The 24668-nt window shown below is 63.0% G+C and carries 28 protein-coding genes; 7 read left to right on the plus strand and 21 right to left on the minus strand.

Annotated features, from left to right (window positions below; genetic code table 11):
* Positions 1-10: 10 nt before the first annotated feature.
* The gene (locus tag EV664_RS15365; RefSeq protein WP_133496607.1) at positions 11-532 is read left to right on the plus strand and encodes a hemerythrin domain-containing protein; all 522 of its coding nucleotides are present in this window, start codon (positions 11-13) and stop codon (positions 530-532) included.
* Between the two features lie 21 nt (positions 533-553).
* Here the strand turns inward: EV664_RS15365 and ruvA are convergent, their stop codons facing one another.
* From ruvA to EV664_RS15410, 9 genes are all read right to left on the minus strand, one after another.
* Positions 554-1150 carry a Holliday junction branch migration protein RuvA gene (gene ruvA, locus EV664_RS15370; protein ID WP_133496608.1) on the minus strand — a complete coding sequence of 199 codons (597 nt, stop codon included), beginning with the start codon at positions 1148-1150 and terminating at the stop codon, positions 554-556.
* A 169-nt stretch (positions 1151-1319) separates the two neighbouring features.
* Complete coding sequence (locus tag EV664_RS15375) at positions 1320-2435, minus strand: MFS transporter (protein ID WP_133496609.1); 1116 nt, start codon at positions 2433-2435, stop codon at positions 1320-1322.
* Complete coding sequence (locus EV664_RS15380) at positions 2428-2973, minus strand: TetR/AcrR family transcriptional regulator (protein WP_133496610.1); 546 nt, start codon at positions 2971-2973, stop codon at positions 2428-2430. Before EV664_RS15380 ends, EV664_RS15375 begins: the two co-directional genes overlap by 8 nt.
* A gap of 130 nt (positions 2974-3103) precedes the next feature.
* Positions 3104-3595, minus strand: coding sequence for a crossover junction endodeoxyribonuclease RuvC (gene ruvC, locus EV664_RS15385; protein ID WP_133496611.1), 492 nt, complete (start codon positions 3593-3595; stop codon positions 3104-3106).
* A complete protein-coding gene (locus EV664_RS15390; RefSeq protein ID WP_229668298.1) occupies positions 3592-4005 on the minus strand; it encodes an endonuclease domain-containing protein in 414 nt (137 codons plus the stop codon). Before EV664_RS15390 ends, ruvC begins: the two co-directional genes overlap by 4 nt.
* A gap of 78 nt (positions 4006-4083) precedes the next feature.
* Positions 4084-4827 (minus strand): YebC/PmpR family DNA-binding transcriptional regulator, encoded by a 744-nt coding sequence (locus EV664_RS15395; protein ID WP_133496612.1) that lies wholly within the window; start codon positions 4825-4827, stop codon positions 4084-4086.
* 174 nt (positions 4828-5001) lie between these two features.
* Entirely contained in the window at positions 5002-5322 is a 321-nt protein-coding gene (locus EV664_RS15400; RefSeq protein WP_133496613.1) for a heavy metal-binding domain-containing protein, read from the minus strand.
* A gap of 248 nt (positions 5323-5570) precedes the next feature.
* Positions 5571-5813: a DUF2312 domain-containing protein gene (locus EV664_RS15405; protein ID WP_133496690.1), complete on the minus strand. Its 243-nt coding sequence runs from the start codon at positions 5811-5813 to the stop codon at positions 5571-5573.
* A gap of 168 nt (positions 5814-5981) precedes the next feature.
* Positions 5982-6362 (minus strand): DUF1244 domain-containing protein, encoded by a 381-nt coding sequence (locus EV664_RS15410; protein ID WP_133496614.1) that lies wholly within the window; start codon positions 6360-6362, stop codon positions 5982-5984.
* A gap of 72 nt (positions 6363-6434) precedes the next feature.
* Here EV664_RS15410 and pyk point away from each other — a divergent pair, with 72 nt between their 5' ends.
* Complete coding sequence (gene pyk, locus EV664_RS15415) at positions 6435-7892, plus strand: pyruvate kinase (RefSeq protein ID WP_133496615.1); 1458 nt, start codon at positions 6435-6437, stop codon at positions 7890-7892.
* A 452-nt stretch (positions 7893-8344) separates the two neighbouring features.
* Here the strand turns inward: pyk and EV664_RS15420 are convergent, their stop codons facing one another.
* From EV664_RS15420 to gpmA, 3 genes are all read right to left on the minus strand, one after another.
* On the minus strand, positions 8345-9412 hold the full coding sequence (locus tag EV664_RS15420; protein ID WP_133496616.1) for a 5-(carboxyamino)imidazole ribonucleotide synthase: 1068 nt from the start codon (positions 9410-9412) through the stop codon (positions 8345-8347).
* Positions 9409-9894 carry a 5-(carboxyamino)imidazole ribonucleotide mutase gene (gene purE / locus EV664_RS15425; RefSeq protein WP_133496617.1) on the minus strand — a complete coding sequence of 162 codons (486 nt, stop codon included), beginning with the start codon at positions 9892-9894 and terminating at the stop codon, positions 9409-9411. Before purE ends, EV664_RS15420 begins: the two co-directional genes overlap by 4 nt.
* Before the next feature lie 253 nt (positions 9895-10147).
* Positions 10148-10834, minus strand: a complete 687-nt coding sequence (gene gpmA / locus EV664_RS15430) for a 2,3-diphosphoglycerate-dependent phosphoglycerate mutase (protein ID WP_133496618.1) — start codon at positions 10832-10834, stop codon at positions 10148-10150.
* Between the two features lie 225 nt (positions 10835-11059).
* Here gpmA and EV664_RS15435 point away from each other — a divergent pair, with 225 nt between their 5' ends.
* Together EV664_RS15435 and EV664_RS15440 are read left to right on the plus strand one after the other, a co-directional pair.
* Positions 11060-11686: a YqiJ family protein gene (locus EV664_RS15435; RefSeq protein WP_133496619.1), complete on the plus strand. Its 627-nt coding sequence runs from the start codon at positions 11060-11062 to the stop codon at positions 11684-11686.
* A 39-nt stretch (positions 11687-11725) separates the two neighbouring features.
* Entirely contained in the window at positions 11726-13441 is a 1716-nt protein-coding gene (locus EV664_RS15440) for a flotillin family protein (RefSeq protein ID WP_133496691.1), read from the plus strand.
* A gap of 396 nt (positions 13442-13837) precedes the next feature.
* On the opposite strand, the gene EV664_RS15445 is transcribed toward EV664_RS15440, so the two are convergent.
* The 3 genes from EV664_RS15445 to EV664_RS15455 are packed head-to-tail and all read right to left on the minus strand — an operon-like array spanning position 13838 to position 16055.
* The gene (locus EV664_RS15445; protein WP_133496620.1) at positions 13838-14296 is read right to left on the minus strand and encodes a GNAT family N-acetyltransferase; all 459 of its coding nucleotides are present in this window, start codon (positions 14294-14296) and stop codon (positions 13838-13840) included.
* 50 nt (positions 14297-14346) lie between these two features.
* Positions 14347-15465 (minus strand): M14 family metallopeptidase, encoded by a 1119-nt coding sequence (locus EV664_RS15450; RefSeq protein ID WP_133496621.1) that lies wholly within the window; start codon positions 15463-15465, stop codon positions 14347-14349.
* Positions 15462-16055, minus strand: a complete 594-nt coding sequence (locus tag EV664_RS15455) for a DUF4136 domain-containing protein (protein ID WP_133496622.1) — start codon at positions 16053-16055, stop codon at positions 15462-15464. The genes EV664_RS15450 and EV664_RS15455 overlap by 4 nt, the downstream gene beginning before the upstream one ends.
* A gap of 155 nt (positions 16056-16210) precedes the next feature.
* Between EV664_RS15455 and ykgO the strand changes: the two genes are divergently transcribed.
* Positions 16211-16336: a type B 50S ribosomal protein L36 gene (ykgO, locus tag EV664_RS15460; protein WP_133496623.1), complete on the plus strand. Its 126-nt coding sequence runs from the start codon at positions 16211-16213 to the stop codon at positions 16334-16336.
* 5 nt (positions 16337-16341) lie between these two features.
* Positions 16342-16962 carry an HAD family hydrolase gene (locus EV664_RS15465; RefSeq protein WP_133496624.1) on the plus strand — a complete coding sequence of 207 codons (621 nt, stop codon included), beginning with the start codon at positions 16342-16344 and terminating at the stop codon, positions 16960-16962.
* Positions 16963-17224: 262 nt separating this feature from the next.
* On the opposite strand, the gene EV664_RS15470 is transcribed toward EV664_RS15465, so the two are convergent.
* The 3 genes from EV664_RS15470 to EV664_RS15480 all read right to left on the minus strand — a co-directional run bounded on the left by EV664_RS15470 (position 17225) and on the right by EV664_RS15480 (position 21797).
* The gene (locus tag EV664_RS15470; protein WP_133496625.1) at positions 17225-17824 is read right to left on the minus strand and encodes a superoxide dismutase family protein; all 600 of its coding nucleotides are present in this window, start codon (positions 17822-17824) and stop codon (positions 17225-17227) included.
* Positions 17825-17955: 131 nt separating this feature from the next.
* The gene (locus EV664_RS15475) at positions 17956-19869 is read right to left on the minus strand and encodes a CocE/NonD family hydrolase (RefSeq protein ID WP_188656448.1); all 1914 of its coding nucleotides are present in this window, start codon (positions 19867-19869) and stop codon (positions 17956-17958) included.
* 11 nt (positions 19870-19880) lie between these two features.
* The gene (locus EV664_RS15480; protein WP_162848880.1) at positions 19881-21797 is read right to left on the minus strand and encodes a CocE/NonD family hydrolase; all 1917 of its coding nucleotides are present in this window, start codon (positions 21795-21797) and stop codon (positions 19881-19883) included.
* Positions 21798-22011: 214 nt separating this feature from the next.
* Between EV664_RS15480 and EV664_RS15485 the strand changes: the two genes are divergently transcribed.
* Complete coding sequence (locus EV664_RS15485; RefSeq protein ID WP_133496626.1) at positions 22012-22332, plus strand: hypothetical protein; 321 nt, start codon at positions 22012-22014, stop codon at positions 22330-22332.
* Between the two features lie 119 nt (positions 22333-22451).
* Here the strand turns inward: EV664_RS15485 and EV664_RS15490 are convergent, their stop codons facing one another.
* The 3 genes from EV664_RS15490 to EV664_RS15500 form a co-directional block, all read right to left on the minus strand.
* On the minus strand, positions 22452-22754 hold the full coding sequence (locus EV664_RS15490) for a hypothetical protein (RefSeq protein WP_133496627.1): 303 nt from the start codon (positions 22752-22754) through the stop codon (positions 22452-22454).
* Positions 22755-22869: 115 nt separating this feature from the next.
* Positions 22870-23847: a hypothetical protein gene (locus tag EV664_RS15495; RefSeq protein ID WP_133496628.1), complete on the minus strand. Its 978-nt coding sequence runs from the start codon at positions 23845-23847 to the stop codon at positions 22870-22872.
* Positions 23844-24581, minus strand: a complete 738-nt coding sequence (locus EV664_RS15500) for a glycosyltransferase family A protein (protein WP_162848881.1) — start codon at positions 24579-24581, stop codon at positions 23844-23846. The genes EV664_RS15495 and EV664_RS15500 overlap by 4 nt, the downstream gene beginning before the upstream one ends.
* Between the last annotated feature and the right edge of the window lie 87 nt (positions 24582-24668).

The following is a 24668-nucleotide window of genomic DNA, read 5'->3' on the forward strand; positions in this document are numbered from 1 at the left end:
CGGAGGACATATGTATACAGTAAACCGCCTCTTGGCCGATCAGGAATCGCTGGGCGATGCGCTTCGGGCGCTTTGCGCAATATGCGCGCGCTGCGAGCCGCCGGAACGCGCGGCCTTGTCCGAGATACGCTGGCGCTTTGCGCGAGGGCTGATGCGTCACCTGCCGCTGAAGGACCGGATCGTCTATAGCCGCCTTCGCCTGCATCCGGACCCTGCGGTCGTTGCGGTCGCCGAACGCTATTCGGCCGAAGCGCATCAGATGTATGAGGCTTTTCTGGCCTATAGCGAACGCTGGACGCCGGAGGCGGTTGAAGCTGACTGGGCCGGCTATTGCGCGCATATGCGGCTGATGACGCACGGGCTGGAGGAACGGGTGGCGCGCGAAAAAGCCGAGCTGCTCCCGCATCTTGCCACTGCGCCGGCGGTTCCGGCGGAGCGCCGCGACGGCGACCGCAACTGGGCGGCCGACGGGTGGCGGATGCGCGAGTTGCTTGGCATCGATCGGCCGAGCGACGAATCGGAAGCGGCATAATCCCGGCCGGTTGCACGCCGGTCATTTCGCCGCCTTTCTGAGCGCCAGGCGGACCAGCGCGTCGAAGCTGGCCCCGTCGCCCAGCTCTTCTTCCGCCGCTTTCACTGCGCTGCCCGCTTCATTCGGTTTGAAGCCGAGGTTGAGCAGCGCCGATACCGCATCGGCGGCTGCGCCCGCGACCGGCATCCCGGTGCCGCCGACGGGCGCGAAGGCGATCGCGCCGACCTTGTCCTTCAGTTCATTGACGATCCGCTGGGCGAGTTTGGGGCCGACGCCATTGGCGCGCGCGACCATCGCCTTGTCGCCCTTCGCCACCGCCGAATGGACTTCATCGGGAGAGAGAGTCGAGAGGATGGCAAGCGCGACGCGCGCACCCACCCCCTGAACGCTGGTGAGCAGGCGGAACCAGTCGCGTTCGTCCGCCGTGGCAAAGCCCATCAGCCGGATCGAATCCTCCGACACCAGCATTTCGGTGTGAACCGTGACGAACTCGCCATGCGCCGAAAGCGCGTCGAGCGTCCGTGCCGAGGCACCGACCAGATAGCCGACGCCGTTGACATCGATCACCGCATGATCGGCGCCGCTCGATTCGAGCCGTCCTTTCAGATGCGCGATCATGCCGGTGCTCCGGAAGTTGTGGAAGTTGAGACCAGGTCCCCCCTCCCTGCCCCTTGCCCACAGAGCGGGTGACAGCAACACATAAGCGGAGAGCGGCGAGCGGCGTTCATCATCACCGGCGGTACATATACGGAACGGGGGTGTGTAGGAAAGCCGGAAAGCGATCGCCTCAGGGTCGACGTCGCACGAAAAGCGGCGAAAGGGCAAGCAATGCAAAAACGACGCTGGATGCAGCGACCCCGCATTGCTCCAGCAACGCGCCGAACAGCGGTGCCCCCGCGACCTGCCCCGCCGCCAGTGCGAGAAAGCCGATGGTAAGCGCGGTTGCTGGTCGGTCGGGCAGCGCAGCGACGCCCCAGAGCAGATAGACGCTGGACAGGCCGATATAGGCGGCGCCGAACAACCCTCCCGCCGCCATTGCCGCGAGCGGCGAAGGGAGGAGGCCAAGCATGGCAATGGCAAATGCAGCCATCAGAAGCGCCGTGCGATGCGTCGCGATGAGACCGAAGCGGCGAACCACACTGCCGCACCCGCTTCCCACGAGCCCGAAAACGCCGATGACGAACCACAGATAGTCGATCCGTGCGCCCGACCATCCGAGCGTCTGCGCGATGATCGAACCACCGAACGACCAGATCGCAGTGCTTGCCGCGCCCGTCAGAAATGCCGCGAGTGACAGGCGTTTCAGATCAGGGGTGAAGAAAGGCCGGAGAGGTCGCTTCGCTGCGCCCTTACCCTTCGGCACGACCAGTAGGACCACCCCGGTTTCGACGAGCGCAAACCCCGTGAACCCGGCAAAACAAAGCCGCCAGTCGCTGCCGGGAAACAGCGCCGCGGGTGCCGACAATGCGACCCCCGCGCTGGTCCCGGCATTGATGATGCTGTTGGCGCGCTCCTGCGCAGTCGGGGCGATACGCAGGGCGACCGCAGCGGCGAGCGGGGGCGAGGCAAGTCCGGTACTCGTCCCGGCGAACAGCACCGCCGCGCCCAGCGCGACACCATTGGGAGCAAGTGCGATCCCGGCCATGCCGAGCGCCGCTATGCCTGCGGCAAGCACCGCCACGCCGCGCGGTCCGATCCGTTGGGTGAGCCGCGCCGAAACAAGGATCGCGACGCAATAGCCGAAAAACGAGCCCCCGGCGATCAGGCCGCTGAACGAGGCAGAGAGCGACAGTTCCGCAGCGATTGCAGGGAGGAATAAGCCGAAGGCGAAGCGGGCAAAGCCGTAGCAGACCGCGATCAGGGCAAAGCCGCCGGCGATGAGCGGCCAGGTGCGATCACGCATACGCTGCGCCCGACCGGATATGCGCGGCAGCGAGGAGCGTGGCGGCGGCCGCCCGCGCATCGGCCACTGCCGCTCTGCCGCGATAGACCGCGGCATGCGTCGCGCCTTCGAACAGGATCAGGATTTGCCCGGCAAGCGCATCGTCGCGTCGGCCGAGATCGCTGGCCACGCAATCGCCGATCAGGTCGAGCGTCTGTTGCTTCTGTGCCGTCAGCCGGGTTTGCGCGCGGGCGTCGCCCTCCCCAATCTCGCGCGCGGCGCGCAGGAAGAAGCAGCCATTGGCCCCTTGCGTTTCGAACCAGTCGCCAAGCGCGGCGAATAGCGCGTCCGTGCCGGTGCGCGGCATGGCGGCGAGAAACCGCTTTGCCCGCGCGTCGAGAATCGCGGCGATCAGCGCCTGACGGCTTCCGACATGTTTGTAAAAGGTGCGGCTCGACACTCCGGCGGCATCGGTCAGGCGGTCGATGCTGGTGGCGGAAAAGCCGTTGCGGTCGAGCAGCTTTTCGGCAGCGGAGAGGATAGCGTCGGTATCGGTCATGCGACCCATGTAAAACGATCGTTTTACATTTCAAGCGCGGCAATCGTGCTCGCCTGACCGGAGCCCGGTGCGGCGAGGCACACCGGCCCGCAGGTTCGGAGACGTAATTAGGTGGGCCCCGGAAGGAGAGTCAGCGCACCTTCACCCGCCGGGCGCTGGCGAGGTGGTGGGCGTGGCAGATGGCGACGGCGAGCGCGTCGGCGGCGTCGGCTCCGGCGATTTTAACGCCGGGAAGGAGGCGCTGGATCATGGCATGGACCTGCGGCTTTTCGGCATTGCCGACGCCGACCACCGATTTTTTGACCAGCCGCGCGGCATATTCGCCGACCTCTATGCCGGTGCGCGCGGCGGCGCAGATGACCACGCCGCGCGCCTGACCCAGTTTCAACGTGGTTTGCGGATTGGTGTTGACGAACACTTCCTCCACCGCAGCCGTATCGGGGGCGTGGTCGGCCATCAGCGCAGCGATCATCGAATCGAGATGCGAGAGGCGGCGGGGCAGCGGCTCCTTCGCATCGGTTTTGAGCTGACCGTTGCCGAGGTGCGACAGGCGGTTCCCGTCCGCCCGGATAACGCCCCAGCCGGTCGTGCCAAGGCCGGGATCAAGGCCGAGAATGATCATGATGTAGCGATATCAAGCCCCTCCCCATTTGGGGAGGGGTTGGGGTGGGGCCGACCCGGCCAGCGATCCGGCGTTGCGTTTGCGGTCGCGAGGATATGCTCCAGCACCCCCGTCATATTGTTTCGGACTTCCGCATTGGTGAAGCGCAGCGTGCGATAGCCCAGTTCTGAAAGGGTGGTGTCGCGGCGGGCGTCCGATTCCATGTCATGGGTGTCGCCGTCGATTTCTATGATCAGCGCCTTTGCGGGGCAGAGAAAGTCGCAGACGAACGGGCCGATCACCGACTGGCGGCGGAATTTATAGCCGCTGAGTTGGGAGTTGGACAGATGGCGCCAGAGGCGCTTTTCCCATTCGGTGGGGTTGTTGCGCATGTGTCGGGCGTGGGTGGTTAGGGTTGCGGGATTTGTCACTCTTGCCGCTTTCCCCACCCCAACCCCTCCCCCAAGGGGGAGGGGCTTATTTCTTTCTTTCGCCCCGCTAGCCTCGGATCAGCCCAGTTTCTCCATGACTTCGTCGGAGACTTCGTAATTGCCCCAGACGGTCTGGACGTCGTCGTCATCGTCGAGCGCGTCGATCAGCTTGAACAGCGTCTGGGCGTCGCTTTCTTCGACCGCGACCATGACTTGCGGACGCCAGGCGAGCTTGGCGCTTTCGGCTTCGCCAAGCGTCTTTTCCAGCGCGCTCGAAACTTCGTGCAGCGCGTCGGGCTGAGTCCAGATTTCGTGGCCGTCTTCGCTCGACTGGATGTCGTCGGCACCCGCTTCCAGCGCGGCTTCGAGAACCTTTTCCTCATCGCCGACGCTTGCCGGATAGGTAATCAGGCCCATCCGGTCGAAACCATGGCTGACCGAACCGGCCGTGCCCATATTGCCGCCATTCTTGGTAATCGCGGTGCGGACATTGGTGGCAGTGCGATTGCGATTGTCGGTGAGCGCTTCGACGATCAGCGACACGCCGCCGGGGCCGAAGCCTTCGTAGCGAATTTCTTCATAGGCCTCGGTATCGCCGCCGATCGCCTTGTCGATCGCGCGCTGAATATTGTCCTTGGGCATCGACTGCGCCTTGGCAGCGTTGATCGCGAGGCGCAGGCGCGGATTCATGTCCGCATCGGGCGCGCCCATCTTTGCTGCAACCGTAATTTCACGGCTGAGCTTGGAAAACATCGCCGAGCGCTTCTTATCCTGCGCGCCCTTGCGGTGCATGATATTCTTGAATTTGGAATGGCCTGCCATTGCTCGTCCTGCAGCTTTGTCGGTTTTTGCCGGGTCGGATCGGCCCGGTCGGAATATAAGGCGCGACGCTTACGCGCAAATGCCCCGGTTCGACAAGCGTCGCGGGGGCGGTTTTACGCGCGCGGGGTGGCACACGCTTGCGGCCCCGGCCTTCGCCGGGGCGACGATTGGGGCTTAGCTGATCGTGACGGCGGTGCCGGAGACCGAGACCATCAGCATCGATCCGCGTTCGCCGATGACTTCATAGTCAAGATCGATGCCGACCACGGCATTGCCGCCCAGATCGGCGCATTTGCGCGACAGTTCCTCGAACGCCTCTTCGCGCGCGCCGCCCAGCGCCTTTTCATAGCTGCCCGACCGGCCGCCGACGATATCGCGAATACCGGCGAACAGATCGCGAAAGATATTCGCGCCGATAATCACTTCGCCCGTCACGACGCCGTGATAGCGCGTGATGTCATGCCCCTGAATGGTCGGCGTCGTGGTCAGGATCATCGCGTGTCTCTCCGTTAAAGGCCTGTAGGGAAAGCATAACGCATCCGGCGCGAAGCGAATAGCCGTTGCCGGATTGCCTGCGGCTCTTCACTTCGGCTGGCGCGCGGCAGAACGCAAAGTCCGTCATGCCGGACTTGTTCCGGCATCCACTGCGCCGGGCAAAACAGCCATCGGCGATCAGGCGGGTGGCCCCCGGAACAAGTCCGGGGTGACGGCATCGGTCAGGTCCGCACGGGGCGGAAGAAGAATCAGAGCATGCCCAGCGCGTGCATATAGGTTTCGAGGATCGCTTCCTCTTCCTGATATTCTTCTTTCTTCTTCTTGCGGATCTGCATGATCTTGCGGATCGCCTTGGCATCATAGCCGCGGCTCTTCGCTTCCGACATCACGTCCTTGATATCGTCGGCAATGCCCTTTTTCTCTTCTTCGAGCCGTTCGGCGCGTTCGATCAGAAGGCGCAGCTCTTCCGCCGCGACGCGGCCGCCGCCCATGCCTTCTTCGTTCATCTCAGCCATTTTTTCCCATGCCTTTTCTTACCGGCCCCACCGCGCCGACGGGGCAGCGGACAGGGGCGCGCGGGGGTGGGCCGCCAGGGCGACCGTTGATCCAAGGCGGCGTCCTCTAAGCGAGCGCGCGCGCCCGCTCAAGTGGCTTGTCGATCAGCCCGGCCGGGTGACGGCGGGCGGGTCGCTCGCCGGGAAGCTTTCGTCGAGCGCTTCGTCCAGTTCGGCATCGAGCGGGTTCAGCTTCATGCTTTCCTGCATGCGCTGCAGCTGTTCGGCGCTTGCCTCGGCCTGATGATTCTTTTTCCACTCCGCATAGGGCATGCCGTAGATGATTTCGCGCGCAGCATCCTTGTCGAGCGATTCACCTTGTTTTTCACTGGCTTCCTGAATCCAGTCGGACAGGCAGTTGCGGCAAAAACCGGCAAGCCCCATCAGGTCGACATTCTGCGCATCCTTGCGGTGGCGCAAATGCCGGACGAGCCGACGGAACGCATCCGCTGCAATCTTGTCGTCAAGCGAATTGATATCGGCCATTCGTTCCTCCACGGTTGATTGTGTGCGGATATGGGATAGAGCGCTCGTCGGACAAGCCAAGGACCGACCAACATGACGACCTTCCTCCCTCCCCGTTCCCGCAAGGTGCGCGTTCTGGCGACGCTGGGCCCCGCGAGCAGCACCCCGGAGATGATCGAGAAGCTGTTTCTGGCCGGCGCGGACGCATTCCGCATCAATATGAGCCATGGCGATCAGCAGTCGAAAATCCCGCTGTTCGAGGCGATCCGCTCGCTGGAAATGAAGCTGGGCCGCCCGACCACGATCCTTGCCGACCTTCAGGGGCCGAAACTGCGCGTCGGCAAATTCGCCGATGGCAAAATCGTGCTGAAAAAGGGTCAGACCTTCACGCTCGACCGCGATTCGGCGCCGGGTGACGAAAATCGCGTGCAATTGCCGCATCCCGAAATCTTTGCCGCGATCGAAACCGGTGCGCGGCTGCTGCTCGACGACGGCAAGCTGGTGCTGCGCGTTACCGATCACAGCGAAGACACGATCACGACGCGGGTCGAGGTCGGCGGGCCGCTCTCTAATTCGAAGGGGCTGAACGTTCCCGACGTCGTGCTGCCGATGGCGGCGCTGACCGAAAAGGATCGCAGCGATCTTGCCTTTGCACTCGAACAGGGTGCCGACTGGATCGCGCTGAGCTTTGTGCAGCGGCCCGAAGATATTGCCGAGGCGCGCAAGCTGATCGAAGGGCGCGCGGCGCTGCTCGCCAAGATCGAGAAGCCGAGCGCGATTTCGCGGCTGGTCGAGATCGTCGAACAGTGCGACGGCGTGATGGTGGCGCGCGGCGATCTGGGCGTCGAACTGCCGCCCGAATCAGTGCCGCCTCTGCAAAAGCAGATTGTCGAGACCGCGCGGCGGCTGGGCCGTCCGGTGATCGTCGCGACGCAGATGCTCGAATCGATGATCCAGTCGCCCTCCCCCACCCGCGCCGAGGTGTCGGATGTGGCGACGGCGGTGTATGACGGCGCGGATGCGATCATGCTGTCGGCGGAAAGCGCCGCGGGCGACTGGCCCGAAGAAGCGGTATCGATGATGAACTCGATCGCCGAAGCGGTCGAGCGCGACCCGGCCCATGGCGAGCGCGTCCACTTCACCGTGACTCAGCCCGACCCCACCACCGCCGACGCACTGGCCGAAGCGGCGAAGCAGATTGCGGGAACGGTGTCGGCGCGGGCGATCATCTGCTTCACCATGTCGGGCTCGACCGCCCGCCGGATCGCGCGCGAGCGCCCGTCGGTGCCGATCATGGTGCTGACGCCGAAGAAGGAAACGGCGCGGCGGCTGGGCCTGCTATGGGGCGTGCACGCGGTCTATACCAAGGATGTCGGATCGTTCGAGGAAATGGTCGCCAAGGCAAAGCGCATGGCGCTGCGCCACAAGGTCGCCGATGCGGGCGACGGCGTGATCCTGTGCGCAGGCGTTCCCTTCGGTACGCCGGGCACGACCAATGTGCTGCATGTGGTCCGCATCCTGGGCAATGAACTGAAAAATTATCAGGGATGAGGGTGCGGGGCGGCCCGAGGGTCGCCCCACGCATCGCGATTTTCTGCGGAGCGGAGCCATCGTCATGCCGGACCTGTTCCGGCATCCGCTGCCCGCGCACCCAATGGCTACGATACAAATACCAACCTGCGTTGATGCCAACCTGTTGTACGAACGTCATTGCGAGCCCCGAAGGGGCGCGGCAATCCAGAGCGGCGGCACATCGCTGGATCGCCGGGTCGCTGCGCTCCTCGCGATGACGACCTTGCGGTGAGCCGGGGTTATTGCAGGTTGGTATAAGCGACGTGCCCGCGACAAGCGTAGGCCAATTGATGCGGCCGCAACGGCTTCTCGACTTCGCTCGAACCAACGGGGTTTAGGGTAGCTGGAAGAAGGGGGGCGGGCTTCAACCCGGCGCAGCCGTTATCACGTATAACTCTGGATGCCGGGTCGAGCCCGGCATACGGCGATTATTACCGCCAGACGCGGGTGACGTGGCCCATTTTGCGGCCGGGGCGGATCTCCGCCTTGCCATATAGGTGCAGGTGCGCTTCGGGTTCGGCGATGATGTCGGACCAGCGGCGGGCCTGTTCGCCGATCAGATTCTCCATCTCGACCCGGGTGCCGGTCACCGCCGTCGATCCCAGCGGCAGGCCGCAAATCGCGCGGATATGGTTTTCGAACTGGCTGGTGACCGCGCCCTCAATCGTCCAATGGCCGCTATTGTGCACGCGCGGGGCCATTTCGTTGAAGATCGGCCCGTCTTTTCCCGCGAAAAACTCCAGCGTCAGCACGCCGACATAATCGAGCGCATCGGCAACCCGTCCGGCAAGCGCCGCCGCTTCGGTCCATTGCGATGCAACCTCTGCCGGTGCGGGCACGGTCGAACGGGCGAGGATGCCATCCTCATGCCCGTTGAGCGGCGGGGGATAGCTGACATGTGCGCCATCCTGCCCGCGCGCCAGCACGATCGAAAATTCATGGTCGAAGGTCACAAACCCTTCAAGGATCGCCGGATTGCCGCCGATCGCATCCCATGCCGCGTCCGCATCACCGGTCGAGGCAAGCCGCGCCTGCCCCTTGCCATCATAGCCGAAGCGCACGGTTTTGAGGATCGCCGGGCAGCCGATTTCGGCAATCGCCGCGTCCAGTTCTTCGCGGCTGTTCACCGCGCGCCATGGGGCAGCCCGCCCGCCGAGATTTTCAACGAATGTCTTTTCCTCGATCCGATTCTGCGCGATTGCGAGCGCCTTTGCCGAGGGGCGTACCGGTACCAGTTCGACGAGGCGCGCAATCGGCGCCGCATCGATATTTTCGAACTCATAGGTGACGACATCGACCGATTTGGCAAATTCGGCGAGCGCGGCCTCATCGTCATAGGCAGCGGCGGTGAAAGCGTTGTTCACATCGCATGCGGGCCCGCTGGCGGGCGCAAAGACATGGATGCGATAGCCGAGCTGCGCGGCGGCAACGCCGAGCATCCGGCCAAGCTGTCCGGCGCCGATAATGCCGATGGTCGATCCGGGGCGGAGCATGGTCATGCCGGTTCCTGTACTACGCTCTCGGTCTGCTTTTCGCGCCATGCGTCGAGGCGCTCGGCAAGATCGTCATCGCCAAGCGCGAGGATCGATGCCGCCATCAGCCCCGCATTGGTCGCCCCCGCCTTGCCGATGGCAAGCGTGCCGACGGGAACGCCGCCGGGCATCTGAACAATCGAAAGCAGGCTGTCCATGCCGTCGAGCGCCTTGGACTGGACCGGCACGCCAAGAACCGGAAGCCGCGTCATCGACGCCGTCATACCGGGAAGATGCGCCGCGCCCCCTGCGCCTGCGATAATCACCTTCAGCCCGCGCTCCACAGCGCCGGTCGCATAGTCATAGAGACGTTTCGGCGTGCGGTGGGCCGACACGACCTTCACTTCATGCGCGACACCCAGCGTGTCGAGAATATCGGCGGCGTGGCGCATCGTCTCCCAATCGGAGGTACTGCCCATGATGATGCCGACAAGGGGGGTCTGGGTCATTGTTCGCGCCTTTTGTGAAGGTGGAAGCGGAGGTTCCTAATGATCGCTTTGCGTAAGGGCAATGCAGCTTTGTTAGCCTTTTGCCCTTCACCCCGGCGTGGATGCCGGCACAAAGGCCGGCATGACGGTGACATTCGTCTTTGCGAGCCCCGAAGGGGCGCGGCAATCCAGAGCGGCACACGCCATCGCTCTGGATCGCTTCGTCGCTGCGCTCCTCGCGATGACGAAATCACGGGGAGCGCGCTTTTCCGTCTTACCGCTCGTGGAGGTAGAAGCGCTCCTGTTCGCGCATGTCCTGATCGAGTTCGTACACGATCGGCTTGCCCGTCGGGATTTCCAGCCCGGTGATCTCGTCATCTGGAATGTTGGACAAATGCTTGACCAGCGCGCGCAGCGAATTGCCATGGGCGGAGATGACGACGCGCTTGCCCGCTTTCAGATCGGGGACGATCGTGCTCTGCCAATAGGGCAGCACGCGTTCGATCGTGTCCTTCAGGCTTTCGGTATTGGGAATGTCGATTCCCGCATAGCGGCGATCCTTTTTCAGATCATATTTGTCGCCATCTTCCTGCGGCGGCGGGGGCGTGTCGAAGCTGCGGCGCCAGATATGGACCTGCTCGTCGCCATGCTTTTCGGCGGTCTCCGCCTTGTTGAGGCCGGTCAGGCCGCCATAGTGCCGCTCATTGAGCTGCCAGTTCTTTTCGACCGGAAGCCAGAGCCGTCCCATCGCCTCCAGCGCCAGATCGAGCGTCTTGATCGCGCGCGTCTGAACCGAGGTATAGCATTGGTCGAAATCATAGCCCTTTTCAGCGAGCAGCTTGCCCGCTTCGATCGCTTCCTCAACCCCCTGATCGGTCAGGTTGACGTCCCACCAGCCGGTGAAGCGGTTTTGCAGATTCCATTCGGACTGGCCGTGACGGATCAGAACAAGTGTCGGCATGCGGCGGACCTTTCATGAGGGTTGGCTTTGGGCGGCTGATAGAGAGGATCGCCCGGATAATACAAGCGCGGCGCGACGGGGCAACGTAGCGCGACCGTAAATGCTCCGGTCGCAGGACATTTCGTTTCCGATTTTTCTCCCCTCGCCTCGATTTGGCGCTAGACTGAATGCCAAAGAGGGGAGCGTCATGGTGTTGGTTGGTGCAGTCGTGCGGAACGCCGGGCGATGAGCGTGTTCGAACCCTATAACCTGCCCTTTGCGGTTGCGCTCGCGCTGATGGTGCTGCTCGCGATCAGCCAGCTGATCGGGCTGGGCGATATGCTGGGCGATGCCGATCTCGACATGGATGCCGATATGGATTCGCCCGATGCCGCGGGGATCGGCGACGGGCTGTTCGCGCTGCTCGGCATCGGCAGACTGCCGCTGCTGCTCTGGCTGTCGCTGTTCCTGCTGCTGTTCGCGGCAAGCGGCACCACGCTTCAGGCGCTGATCGCAACGCTTACGGGCGGGCCGGTCAGTCCGTGGATCGCCGGACCCGTGGCGCTCCTGCCCGCACTGCCGCTGACCGGGCTGATCGCGCGACCGCTGGGGCGCATCCTGCCGCATGACGAAACGAGCGCGGTGTCGCGCGATACGCTGACCGGCAGACGCGCGACGATCACCACCGGACGGGCGACGCGCGGATCGGCAGCGCGGGCGCGCGTGCTCGACCGGTTCGACCAGCCGCATCATGTGATGGTCGAGCCGCATGACGAGGATGGGCGCTTCGACGAAGGCGAAGAGGTGCTGCTCGTCCGGCGCGAGGGCGAAGTGTTTTTCGCGATTGCCGTCGAGGCACGGTTTTTGCGCTGATTTTACCAAAGGGGGGAAGGTTTCGTGTCCGCTAATCTGATGGATATTCTGATCTGGGCCGGGGCGGCATTCGTCGTCCTGATCATCTTCGCGATCACGGTCACCCGGCTGTACCGCCGCGCGAGCAAGGAAATCGGCTTTGTCCGCACCGGCTTCGGCGGGGAGCGCGTGGTGATGAACGGCGGCGCGCTGGTCCTGCCGGTGCTGCACGAAACCACGCCGGTGAACATGAACACCGTCCGGCTGGGCGTGGAGCGCAAGAATACCGATGCGCTAATCACGCTCGACCGGCTGCGCATCGATGTGAAAGCGGAATTCTATGTCCGCGTCCGCCCCGATGCGGGGTCGATCGCGATGGCGGCGCAGACTTTGGGGCAGCGCACGATGAACCCCGAAGCGCTGAAGGATCTGGTCGAGGGCAAATTCGTCGACGCGCTGCGTTCGGTCGCGGCAGGCATGACGATGAACGAGCTGCACGAGCAGCGCGCCGAATTCGTGCAAAAGGTGCAGCAGGTTTCGTCGAACGATCTGTCGATGAACGGGCTTGAGCTCGAATCGGTATCGCTGACCGGGCTGGATCAGACGTCGATCGAACATTTCAACGCCAACAACGCCTTCGACGCCGAGGGTCTGACCAAGCTGACCGAACAGATCGAGGCGCGCAAAAAACTGCGCAACGATATCGAGCAGGACACGCGCGTTCAGATGGAGATCAAGAATCTCGAAGCGGACAAAAAGTCGCTCGAGATTGCGCGCGACAATGAATTCGCCCGGCTGGAGCAGGAGCGCGAGGTCGAAATGCGCCGCGCGAAACAGGGGTCGGAAGTCGCGCGCGAACAGGCCGAACGCAATCAGGAAGCCGATGCCGCGCGGATCGAGGCAAAGAAGCAGGTCGATGCGCAGCAGATCGAGGCCGACCGGCTGGTCGAGGAAGCGCGGATTGCGCAGAAACAGGCGCTCGAAATCGCACGGCAGGAACAGCAGATCGCCGTTCAGAACAAGAGCCGCGAGGAAAGCCAGGCGCGCGCCGAAGCTGATGAGGCCCGCGCAAAGGCAATCGCTGCGGAGGAAGCCGTCACGACCGCACGCGATACCGAGATCGCCGATCGCGAAAAGCGGATCGAACTGATCGAAGCGTCCAAGGCAGCAGAGCGCGACGCCATCCGCGTCCGTATCGAAGCCGAGGCGGAGCGCGATGCCGCCGCCAACCGCGCCGAAGCGGCCAAGCTGGAAGCAGAGGGCGAGGCAGAGGCGGCGAAGCTGCGTGCCGAGGGCGACCGCGCCCGGTTCGAAGTGGAAGCGGCGGGCCAGCGTGCGGTGAACGAGGCGGCGAATATCCTGTCCGACGGGCAGATTTCGTTGCAAACCAAGCTCGCGCTGCTCAAAGTGCTGCCCGAACTGGTGCGCGAATCGGCCAAGCCGATGGAGGCGATCGATTCGATCAAGATCGTTCAGGTCGATGGGCTTACGCGGCAGTCGGGCGGATCGGGCGCGGGCGCGCCGGGCGGTGCACCGTCGGGCAATCTCGCCAGCGATGCGGTTGCCGCCGCGCTTGCCTATCGCGCGCAGGCGCCGGTGCTCGACGGGCTCATGAAGGAGCTTGGCCTCGACGGCAGCACGCTGTCCAACATGGTCGAGGGTCCGGCTGGATTGCGCCCCGCGCCCGGCGGGTCAGATGCGGTTTCAACCGACGCGAGCGAGAAACCGCACGATGCAGCGGCGAACAGCGATGGCGAGGAGGAAGCGGCGTCGTGAGGCTTGGGAGGCGCGGCACAGGCTGCCCCCGGAATGCAGTGATCCGAAGCTGACGCACGATAGTCATTGCGAGCCCCGCAAGGGGCGCGGCAATCCAGAGCGGCACACCTCACCGTTCTGCATCGCTTCGCCGCTTCGCTCCTCGCGATGACGATTTGTTCAAGGCGTCACGCCTACTGCAACACGGTATAATATCAAGCTGCGCTCAGGTGGACCTATCCGCGTATTGCGATCCTCGCTACCAATCGTCACCCCAGCGAAAGCCCGGGTCTCCGGAGGCTTGGGGAGAACGGAGCATTGCACCTGCAACAGATGCCAGCTTGCGCTGGCATGACGGCAGGGGGATGGGTCGCCATCCATCCAGCCTGGTATAACCCGTGACGCGCGCCGGACGTTTCAGAGCGTCAGGGTCAGGAAGCGGCTGAACGGGTCGCCGTCTTTATAGTCGCCGAACGCAGCGCAGTCGGTAAAGCCAGCCGCGCGGTACAGCTTGTGGGCGGGTTCGAAGCTCGCCCCCGATCCGGTTTCGAGGCTTAGCCGCTGATAGCCCCGCGCCCGCGCCGTGGCGATGATATGGGTGAGCAGCATCGCCCCAACGCCCCGGCGCAGATGGTCGGGATGGGTGCGCATCGATTTGATCTCGCCATGGGCGGCGTCGAGCGCTTTCAGCGCGCCGCAGCCTGCCACGACATCGCCGTCCCACACGGTCCAGAAGGTGACCGAGGGGATGCGCAGGCCCGAGAGGTCGAGAAAATGACAACTGTCGCGGGGGCTGTGGGCCAGCATCCCCGCAGCATGGAGTTCGAGCAGCGCCTGAACCTGCGGATCATCCAGTCCGCCTTCGACGATTCGCATCGCCCGTCCCTCCGGATGGTGGGCGGGACTTTCGCCCCGCCCCCTTCGCATCAGATTTCGTCGATCATCCCGGCCAGCGTGTCGAGGCACGCATGAGCGAGCGTCTTGCACCGCTCGGGCGACCATGCGCGCGCCGCATCGGCGTTCGGATCGTGATCCTTGAACGGCATTTCCAGCGTCATCGACACCGCACCGAACCGCTCGGCAAGCTGGTTGGTCGAAAGCGCCAGATTGGCTTTTCCGGGCGGCGATTTGTCATAGCCCTTTTCGGTCTGGAAATCGGGCGTCGCAGCCTCCAGCCGGCGGGCATAGTCGTAGAATTTCTCGCCCAGCGCGTCCGTCCAGCTGGGGATACCCTCAAAGCCGGCGAGGAAGTTGGCGGGAATCGCTTCGTCGCCATGCACATCCATCGCAAAATCGACGCCGGTTTCGTCCATCCGCTTCAGCGTCAGGAAGACTTCGGGGCTCTTTTCCATCGACGGCCCATGCCATTCCCGGTTCAGGTTGACGCCCACCGCATTGGTGCGCAGATGGCCGCGAAAACTGCCGTCCGGGTTCATGTTCGGGATGATGTGGAACGTCGCCTTTTGCCGGAGTGCCTTCGCTGTCGCGTCTGATTCGTCGGTCAGCTTTTCCAGCGCGCCTTCCATCCACCATTCGGCCATCGTCTCGCCGGGATGCTGACGCGCATAGAGCCAAACCTGTTTGGGACCGCTGCCGAAGGTCAGATAATCCATCGCGCGCCCGTCGAGCGTCTTGCCCAGCTCGCGATGCGACACGCCCGGCTTTGCCGCCATATCGGCGACAAGCTGGTTATGCCGTTCGACCGTATAAGGCGCGAAATAGGCAAACCATGCCACATCGCTGTCGATATCGGCGGTGATGGTCAGCACGCCATCGCTATATTCGGTCGGCGTGGTCACCCAATCGTGCCGATCCTTGCTCATCCGGGCGGCATAGCCGGGCCAGCCGCCCGGAAACGCCGAATTGCCCGCATTGACGATGCGCAGGCTCAGGCGTCGGCCGTTCGCCCCCGCAACGCGGAAGTAGAACCATTGGTAGAAATCGGAATCCTTGTCCTTCACGATTTCCAGATCGATCCGGTCGCCACTGGACCCGACCGTGCGGATGTTCCCGCCGTCAAAGGCGGCATTGATTTCGATGCTCATTTGACTGTGATAGTGATCCCGGATTCGCCCGGGAACCCCTTGAAGAGTGCAGCGGCCAGACGCTGGGCGAGGTCGGAGGTCGCATTGTCCTTTTCGCCAACCACCGACTGGGTAACCGCGCGGCCTTCCCAAACCACGGTGTCGTCGCTCCTGCGGCGTAGCTGCACGGCGAGTTCCGTGCCGATCACCTGACGCGGGCCGCCGCCGATTCCGACCGAGGCACCGCCGCCCACGCCGACATTACCGCCGAACGATCCGCCGCCCAGCCCGATGCGAAAGGGCGATTGCTTCTCGATCACGCCCATCGGCGCGCGGGTGAGCGACATTCCGACGATATAGCCCGACGACGCCACATCCTTTGTCGGCACGAAGTCGAGCGCGGTCAGCTGCGCCTGAACCGCATCGGCAAATGCCTGATATTCCGGGCTGATCGTGTCGTTGGTTCGCAGCGGTTCGACGGTGAAGGTCGTGCGCGCGATTGGGCCGTCAAGATGATAGCGGGTGGCATCGACCGGCGCCTGATTGTAACTGGCGCACCCGGACAGGGCGAGCGCCGCCGCGCCGATGACGAACAAACTGCTACGCTTCATGTCTTGCTCCCGCTGGGCTGTGTTGTTTCTCTATGGCAGAACGATTGCGCGGGTGAAATGGGTTCCGTTTGCGACGGCTTGACTCAAGGCGGCGACAGGCCTAGGTGACCGCTTCGAAATTTTCCGCACAAATAGCCATTAAACGGGATCGATCCATGAAGATCGTGAATTCACTGAAGTCGCTCAAGAACCGGCACCGCGATAACCGCGTGATCCGTCGTCGCGGGCGTACCTATGTCATCAACAAGACGGTTCGTAAGTTCAAGGCCCGCCAGGGCTGAACTCCATGGCGGGACGTGCAAAAGCCGTTATCTTCGATATCGGCAACGTCCTGTTCCATTGGGATCCGCGCTATCTGTACGAGCGCCTGATCGACGACGATCGGGCGCTTGATGCGTTCGTGCGTGATGTCGTCACGCAGGAATGGCATTTCCAGCATGATGCCGGACGCGACTTTGCCGAAACATCGGCAGAGCTTGCCGCGCTGTATCCGCAGCACGCCGACCTGATCGCCGCATGGGGCCCGCGCTTTAACGAAAGCATCAGCGGGCCGGTGCCGGGCATGCACGAAATCGTCGCCGAGCTCGATTCGGCGGGCGTGCCCATCTTTGGCATCACCAATTTCTCGCACGAATTCTGGCCGCCTTTCCGCGCCGAATGGGAAAGCGTGTTCGCGCCCTTCCGCGATGTGGTGGTTTCGGGCGAAGAGAGACTGGTGAAGCCCGATCCGGCGATTTACCGGCTGGCGCTGGACCGCTTCGGGCTGGAGCCGCAGGACGCGGTGTTCGTCGACGATAACCCCAATAATGTCGCGGCAGCGGCTGCGCTGGGCATCGACGCAGTGCAGTTCACCGACGCGGCGGCGTTCCGCGCGAAACTGGTCGAGGCGCGGTTGCTGCCGGGTTGAGGGTTGGCGGGAAGCGCGTTTTCTGGCCGGCCACTTATACCAAGCTGCATGGATGGCGACCGATCCCACGCCGTCATGCCAGCGCTGGCATCCGCTGCAGGTGCGCTGCTCCGTTCTCCCCAGGCCGCCGGAGACCCCAGCTTTCGCCGGGGTGACGGCTGGTGGGTAGGACCGCAATACGCGGACAGGTCCGCATCAACGCAGCTTGGTATTAGCCGCCGGGAGGAAGGGTTCCTCCGGGCGGCATTGAGGTCTTTGCCGGTCAGCTCGCCGCTTTGAACACGCCGCAGGCGATGCGGTCGCCATTGCCGTCTGCGGCTTTCATGCCGGGATTGTCCTTGCGCTGGTGGATCATGAAGGACGAGCCGTCGCCTTCCATCATACCGGCAAGCGTCACGCCGTCGCTGAGCGTATATTCGAGCGTACCGTTGCCGTCCTGCCCGACTTCGACCATCGCATTCTTGCTGTCATCCGCGGTGCTTTCATTGCCAAGGCCCATCGCCTTGTCGAACGGTGCCCAATGGGGGCCGGACGCCATGAAATTGGGCGTGCAGGTGCCGACATCATGGATATGCGCGCCATGCGGTCCGGCGGGCAGGCCCTGGACCTTGATCGTCATCTGTACGCCGTCGGGAAGCTGCATCGCCGTGACGGTGCCGACATCCTTGCCATCGGCGGTCTGCAGCGTCGCCATCGCCTCGGTCGGCTGAGCGGTTGCGCTGTTGCCGGTCATCATCGTGTCGGTTGCCGTCATATTGTCGGCGGCAGCCATATTGTCGGTGGCGGCGGTTTGCGTTTCGGGAGAATTGCAGGCCGCAAGACTCATGGTCAGGACGGCGGCGGAGATCATCTTGATGCGCATTGGTCGCTCCTTCACTGGTGCTGAACGTCATCAGCAATCGAGGCGGCTTTGGGTTCCCTTGCCCGGGACAGGGTAGACCCGGAACCGCCCTACCCTATCCCGAACGCGGCGCGAAGCGCCCGCCGATCCTCCTATTGCGCCAATGGCAGTAACACCGCGCTTTTCGCCATGCCGCCATGTTCGATGCTGACTGTCGCCTTCTGATAATCGCCCGGTTTGGCGAAGAAGATATTCTTCACATATTTCTGCGGGTTGCGATCATAGACGGGGAAGAGGCTCGACTGGATCTGCACCATGATGCGGTGGCCGGGCTTCACCTCGTAATTCACGGTGGGCAGGCGGAACTTATATTCCTGCACCTTGCCCGCCGGAATAGGTGAGGGGTCGGAGAGGCTGTCGCGATAGCGGCCGCGGAAAATGTCCATCGCGATCGGCAATTGATAGCCGCCCATTTCGGGGTTTTCCGGATAGGTGGCGGGATAAACGTCGATCAGCTTCACGACGAAATCGCCATCGGTGCCGGTGGTCTTTGCAAAGATATCGGCAACCGGCGCACCGTGGATCGTCACCGTCTTTGTCAGTACCGGCGTGGTGTAGGAAACCACATCCGACCGATCGGCGACGAAGCGCTGATCCTGAACCAGCCAGGTACGCCAGCGATCCTCATCCCCCGCGACGATCGGCCGCTGAATATAGGGCACCGGCTTTGCGGGGTCGGAGACATAGCTGTCCTCCCCCTGCCCGCCCGGCGTTTCGAAGCCCAGCCCCTTATCCGCCTGAAGATACAACGGGGTCATCGTGCGGTCGGCATTCACCTTCCAGTCGGCGAAGCTGTCCCAGTGATTTTCGGCGGGGTTGTAGATCATCGCGGATGGCAGCGGATGGGCGGGCGCACCATCCTTCAGATATTGGTCAAAAAACGGGATCATCACCTGTTGCCGGAAATCGGCGGCGGTATCGCCATTCCATTTCAGCGGGCCGAGATTCCATGCCGAACGGTTGATCTGGCTATGCCACCACGGCCCGATGACGAGATGGTTGGTCGCGCCATATCCGGCCTTTTCCATCGCTTCCCAGCTATGCACCGCGCCGTAAATATCTTCCTGATCCCAAAAGCCCTGAAGCCACATGGTGGGGACATTGGAGGGTTTCGCCGCAACCATGCGATCGACCGCCTGTAACTGCCAGAAGGCATTATACGCGGGGTTCGCCGACAGGCGCTGCCAGAAGGGAAGTTTGTCGACGCCGTTCGCCTTTGCGATGTCGCCCACCGATCCCTGCAACCAGAAATCATATTCGTCGCGGGTATCGCGCGGCATGGCGGGGCCGCTGCCCGCCTCGGTCATCTGCCCGGTGAAATAATCGAGGTTGCTGGTGCGGAACGCACCGTAATGGAACCAGTCATCGCCCATCCAGCCATCGACCATCGGGCTTTCCGGTGCGGCGACCTTCAATGCCGGGTGCGGATCGAGCAGCGCCATGGCGACTGTCCAGCCGTCATAGGACGAACCGATCATCCCGACCCGGCCGTTGGTCCCCTGCACATTCTTCACCAGCCAGTCGATCGTGTCCCAGGCGTCGGTGGTGTCGTCGGTGGTTCCGGGGTTGAGGGGGCCGCGCGGCGGGCGCACCATCACATAATCGCCCTCCGAACCATATTTGCCGCGAATATCCTGCCAGACGAGGATATGCGTGCCGTCCGCCCAGTCGGTATCGCCCGACCAGACGGCGTCCTTCATCTTCGGGCTGTTATTGGGCGCAAAACCGCTGGCATTGTACGGTGTGCGTTCGAGCAGGATGGGAAGGTCCTTCGCGCCCTTCGGCACCATGATGACGGTGTGCAGCTTCACCCCGTCGCGCATCGGGATCATCACATCGGTCTTGGTATAATCAAAGCCGGTCTTCGGCGCCTGCCAGTCGGCGGGAATGTCGCTGCCCGTCTGCACCATTTCGGGAGTGACCTTGCCCGACTGGTAAGGAGCAGCGCCGATCAGGCTGGCAGCGATACCGGCAAGCAGCGCCGAACGGATCATCGGTGTCTTCATGGAAACCCCCTTCACTTCGCCACCACCGGCAGGTCGATATAGCTGGCATTCGGGCCGGAGACGGTCACCTTTTGCGTCGCCTTTTTGAAATCGGCGGGCTTGGCGAAGAAGATGTTCTTCACGAAGGTCTGGGGGTTGCGGTCGTACAGCGGGAACCAGCTCGACTGGACCTGCACCATGATGCGATGGCCGGGCAGGAACACATGGTCGGCGTTGGGCAGGTCAAACGTATATTCGAGCGGCTTATCGGGCGTGATCGGCTTCGCTTCGGCAAGCGATTCGCGGTAACGGCCCCGGAAAATGTCCATCGCGATCGGGAATTCATAACCGCCCATTTCGGGCTTTGCGGGCACCTGATCGGGATAGACGTCGATCAGCTTCACCACCCAGTCGCTATCGGTGCCCGAGGTGGAGGCGTGGAGGTGCACGATCGGCTGACCCGCAATCGTCACCGGCTTGGTCAGCACCTCGCTGGTGAAGGTCAGCACGTCGGGACGCGAGGCAGCGAAACGCTGATCATCGGTCAGCCATTGGTGCCAGGTCGATCCGGCGGCATAGACCGGCGGGATCGGGCGCGGGCGATAGGTGACCGGATGCGCCGGGTCGGAGACATAGTCCGCCGTCTGCACCGGCCCCGCCGCCTTGTCGAAGCCGAGGCCGCCATCGGGCTTCAGATAGAGCGGATCGGTCGCCTTTGCCTCGGGCCAGTTTTGCAGCCGCTGCCATTCATTGGTGCCCGACTGGAACACCGTAACCGGCGCGACGTCCATCGGCGTGCCTTTGAGATAATGCGACAGGAACGGCGCGAGCACGTGCCAGCGCCACCATTTCGCCGTGTCCTGATCCCAGTCGATATTGCCCAGCGACGACCCTTCGCGCACTTCCTGACCATGGTACCACGGCCCCATGGTCATATAGATCATGTCGTTGTTCACATCTTTGGGCTTCAGCGCCTTGAACACCGCCGGGGCGCCGTAAATATCCTCCTGATCCCATTGCCCGTCGACCAGCATCATCGGCACTTTCAGCGGATGGCCGGCAAGAATCTTGTCCATCGCCTGTTGCTGCCAGAATTCATCATACGCGGGATGTTCGCTGATCTTCTTCCAGAAGCCGATCTGCCCCAGATTATGCTGCGCCGCCGCCGCACCGGCAGAGCCCGCACGCAGATAATAGTCATAATCGTCATAGACGGTGGAGAACCACGGATTGGAGTTCGCCTTCGTCGCCTCCTGCTCCCAGATATAGGTCATGTTGGTTTCGCGCAGCGCGCCATTGTGGAACCAGTCATCGCCGCGCCAGCCATCGACCATCGGGTTCATCGGCACTGCGACTTTCAGCGCCGGATGCGGGTCGATCGTCGCGGTCAGCGACAGATAGCCGTCATAAGAAATGCCCAGAATCCCGACCTTCTTGTTGGATTCGGGAACGTTTTTGACCAGCCAGTCGATCGTGTCATACGTGTCGGTGCTATCGTCGGTGTCAGTCGGATTCAGCTTCGTGCCGTGCGGCGGCGGGTTCATCATATAGATGCCCTCCGACCCGTATTTGCCGCGCACATCCTGAATGACGCGGATATAACCGCCCTTGATGATCACATCGGCGGGACCGTCCGAATGCTGCAGCACTTCGGCAAGGTTCGCGCTGCTCCCTGCCCCGCCGGTCATCCCTTCGGCATTGTACGGCGTGCGGGTGAGCAGGATCGGCGCATCCTTCGCGCCCTTGGGGATCAGGATGACGGTGTGCAGCTTCACCCCGTCGCGCATCGGAATATCGACGACGCGCTTTTCGTAATTCCACCCCTGATGCGACAGGTTCAGCTCGGCCGGTCGTTCGTCATATTGCTGGTTGGGATTTTGGCTCTGCGCCTGCGCTCCCCCTGCCAGAAGTGCGATGGAAGCCGCGGCGGCGAGAAGGTGGATGCGCATGAATGTCCCTCATGTAATGTTGTTTTATATCATTTGCTGCATTGGATCGCAGTCTGTCCAGAGCAAAGTCCCTCCTTATCGGCCCGGTGTAAACGGCCTTTTTCCCACGCAGTGCGTCGGGGTTGCTTTTGCTGCAGGGATTCGCAGATCAGGCGCTTGTCGCTATCGTCACGGGCCGGGATAACGAATCCATACGCAAAAGAGGGTTAGCGCGATGACCGATATCAGCTTTTCCGACCTTAGCTTCGGTACGATCTGCCGGATCGCAGTCACGCTCAGCACCTGTTTCTGGATTCCCGTATCGATATTGCTTGGCATCGTCGGCGCGACAGGCGCAACGCCGATCGAGGGACTGCATCATCATGTGAACGGCTTTGCGGGCTTTGTCGCCGGCGCGGCACAGGGCATTGGAATGTCCGTCGCGATGGACGTCATGCTGGTGGCGGGAGCCTTGTCCGCGCTGGTTGCGCACAGGCTTTGGGGCGGTGCGACGTTCCGCCTCAAGCTGCGTAAAGCGCCCGGCTCCGTGCAGTAATGTTTGTTGCGGCAAGGATCGCGGCGCGCGCTGCGACGGCGCAAACGGGTCTTGCACGAAAAGGCCCGCCGCTTCCGCAACCGGAAAGGCGGGCCCCTTTGCGCTACGTGTGCAGCGGTTTAGCCCTTGCGGGTGCCCGACATAGGGAACGCGCCGAACGCGCCGGCCTTTACCGTGCCGGTCATGGCGTCGCCATCGACCGTGGCTTCGCCGTCCAGCGTCATCGGCATCGGCGATTTGATCGAGATTTTGAAGGTCAGCGTGTCGCCATCGACCTTACCATCCTCAATCTCGGTTTCGCCCATATCGCCGGAAAAGGTGCCGGTGAAGCTGTCGCCCGAACTCTTGACGGTCATCACCGCCTTTTGATCGCCCATCGGCGTTTTGGTTACCGTGTCCCAGCTGCCATCCACTTGCGCCATAAAACTCTCCCTTGAAATGCCATCGGGCAGAACCCGTCCGACGCCAGAGGTCGGCTGCGCGGGCGCCTGTGTCAAGCGATGCTGCGCCGCGTCGCCTTGCCGCAGCGTCAGCCGGTCAGCGTGCGGGCGGCGTGGCGATCAGCGTGTCGTCGCTCGGCAGTGATTCGCCCTGTGGAATGTCGGCGGGCCGGAAAATCGACGTGAGCAGGAAGAAGAGCAGATTGCTCCCCTGTGTCAGCGCGCCACCCGCGAGCAGCAGGCCCGCCATCGCCTCCTGCGGCAGATGCACCGAACCGCTCAGCTGCAACCCTGCCGACAGGAAAAGCAGATCGCGATTGGGGATCAGCGGCAGGCGGGAGACGACCATCTGCATCGTCAGGAACAGGATCCAGACGCTCCACGGCGCCTGTGGCAGGACGATCGCCCATTGCGTCGCCTGAAGCAGGACGACGATGGTGATGCGCGCCATATGGATGCCCAGCACGGCCAGCGCGGTGCGCAGCGGGATTGAGAAGATGCGCCGCCGCAGCCGATAGGCAAAGGGCGCGACAAAAGCGATGGCGAGCCCCCCCGCAATGATCCAGCCGGTCGCCGAATCCAGCCAGTCGGCAAATGCGCTCGCCTGCCCCGTCGCGACAAATGCGGCGAGGAGCAGCGCGGTGATGAGCGCCGACGATACCGCCGACAGGATCGCATTATCCTTGATCCCCAGCAGGATGCGGCGCGGCGGCAGGCCCAGATTGCGCTCTGCCCATAGGAAATAATAGACCTCCCCCGAATAGCCGATCAGCGCAGCGTTCAGGATGCGCTTTCGAATGAAGATCGGAAATTCGCGCAGGATTCCACCGCCAAGGATCAGGCGAAAGATCAGCGTTTCGGATGCCGGAAGCATCAGGAACATGACCACGAACAAGAGATAGAAAAGCGGATTGGTCGGCAGCGAACGGGCGACTTCGCGCCAGCCGATCGAATCGACTTTCAGCACCAGCCATGTCACCATCGCGGCGAAGAACAGCCAGCGCGCGACGCGGGCGACACGCTTTCCGGTCGGGGATTCGCCCCAGCAGCGCAGCCGGGCAATCCGCTCCTTCACGCAAAAATCCCTAACCGGCGCGAATCGGCCAGATATTGGGCGAATGCCGCGCGCGTATCCGGCCCCAGTCGGAAGCGGCTATGTCCGTAGACATTGCGCAGCAGATACCGGCGCAGGAAATATTCTATCCCGCTGGCCGGGGTATTGCGGATGCGGCGGGTGAAATGCTGCCGCTCCCATGTATTCGACCCGTGAAAGGCGCGCAGGAACAAATGCGGCGCGTCGATGATGCTGAGCGCATCGCGCGGCCAGTTGTCGAGGAACACCGTATCCTCCCCGCGCCGCTCATCGGGATAGCGCGCATCGCTTCGCGCGCGGTGCAGGATGGTGCCGGGAACGCCCGGGTTGAGCGTGCCGACATAGGGATGATCGAACCATTCGGGCGAATCGAGATGCATCAGCGTTCCGCCAAGCAGGCACACATCACGCCCCAGCCCCAGCGCCGCCGCCTGAACCGTCAGCCGGTCGGGATGATACCAGTCATCATCATCCCATTGCGCGATCAGATCGCCCTTCGCGACATCGAGCGACAGGTTGCGCAGCGTGCCAAGCGTGTTGTGGGGAAGCTTTTCCACCTTGCGATAGGTGATGCGGCCGGGCGGAATCGCGACGAAAAGGGGGGTATAATCCTCCGCCCCGTCGTCGATCACGACGAGTTCGCGATTCCCCCATGTCTGGGAAAGGAAACAGTTCACCGCACGCGCCGCAAGCGCCGCACGGTTCGCCGTCACCATCACGCAACTGATGCGCGGTCCGGTATCGGACCAGCGGATATCGGGGATACTAGTCAGCTTGCCCGCCGCCTGTTAGCGCGCCGATCA

The sequence above is a fragment of the Stakelama pacifica genome, from assembly GCF_004361835.1.
GTDB lineage: Bacteria > Pseudomonadota > Alphaproteobacteria > Sphingomonadales > Sphingomonadaceae > Sphingomonas > Sphingomonas pacifica.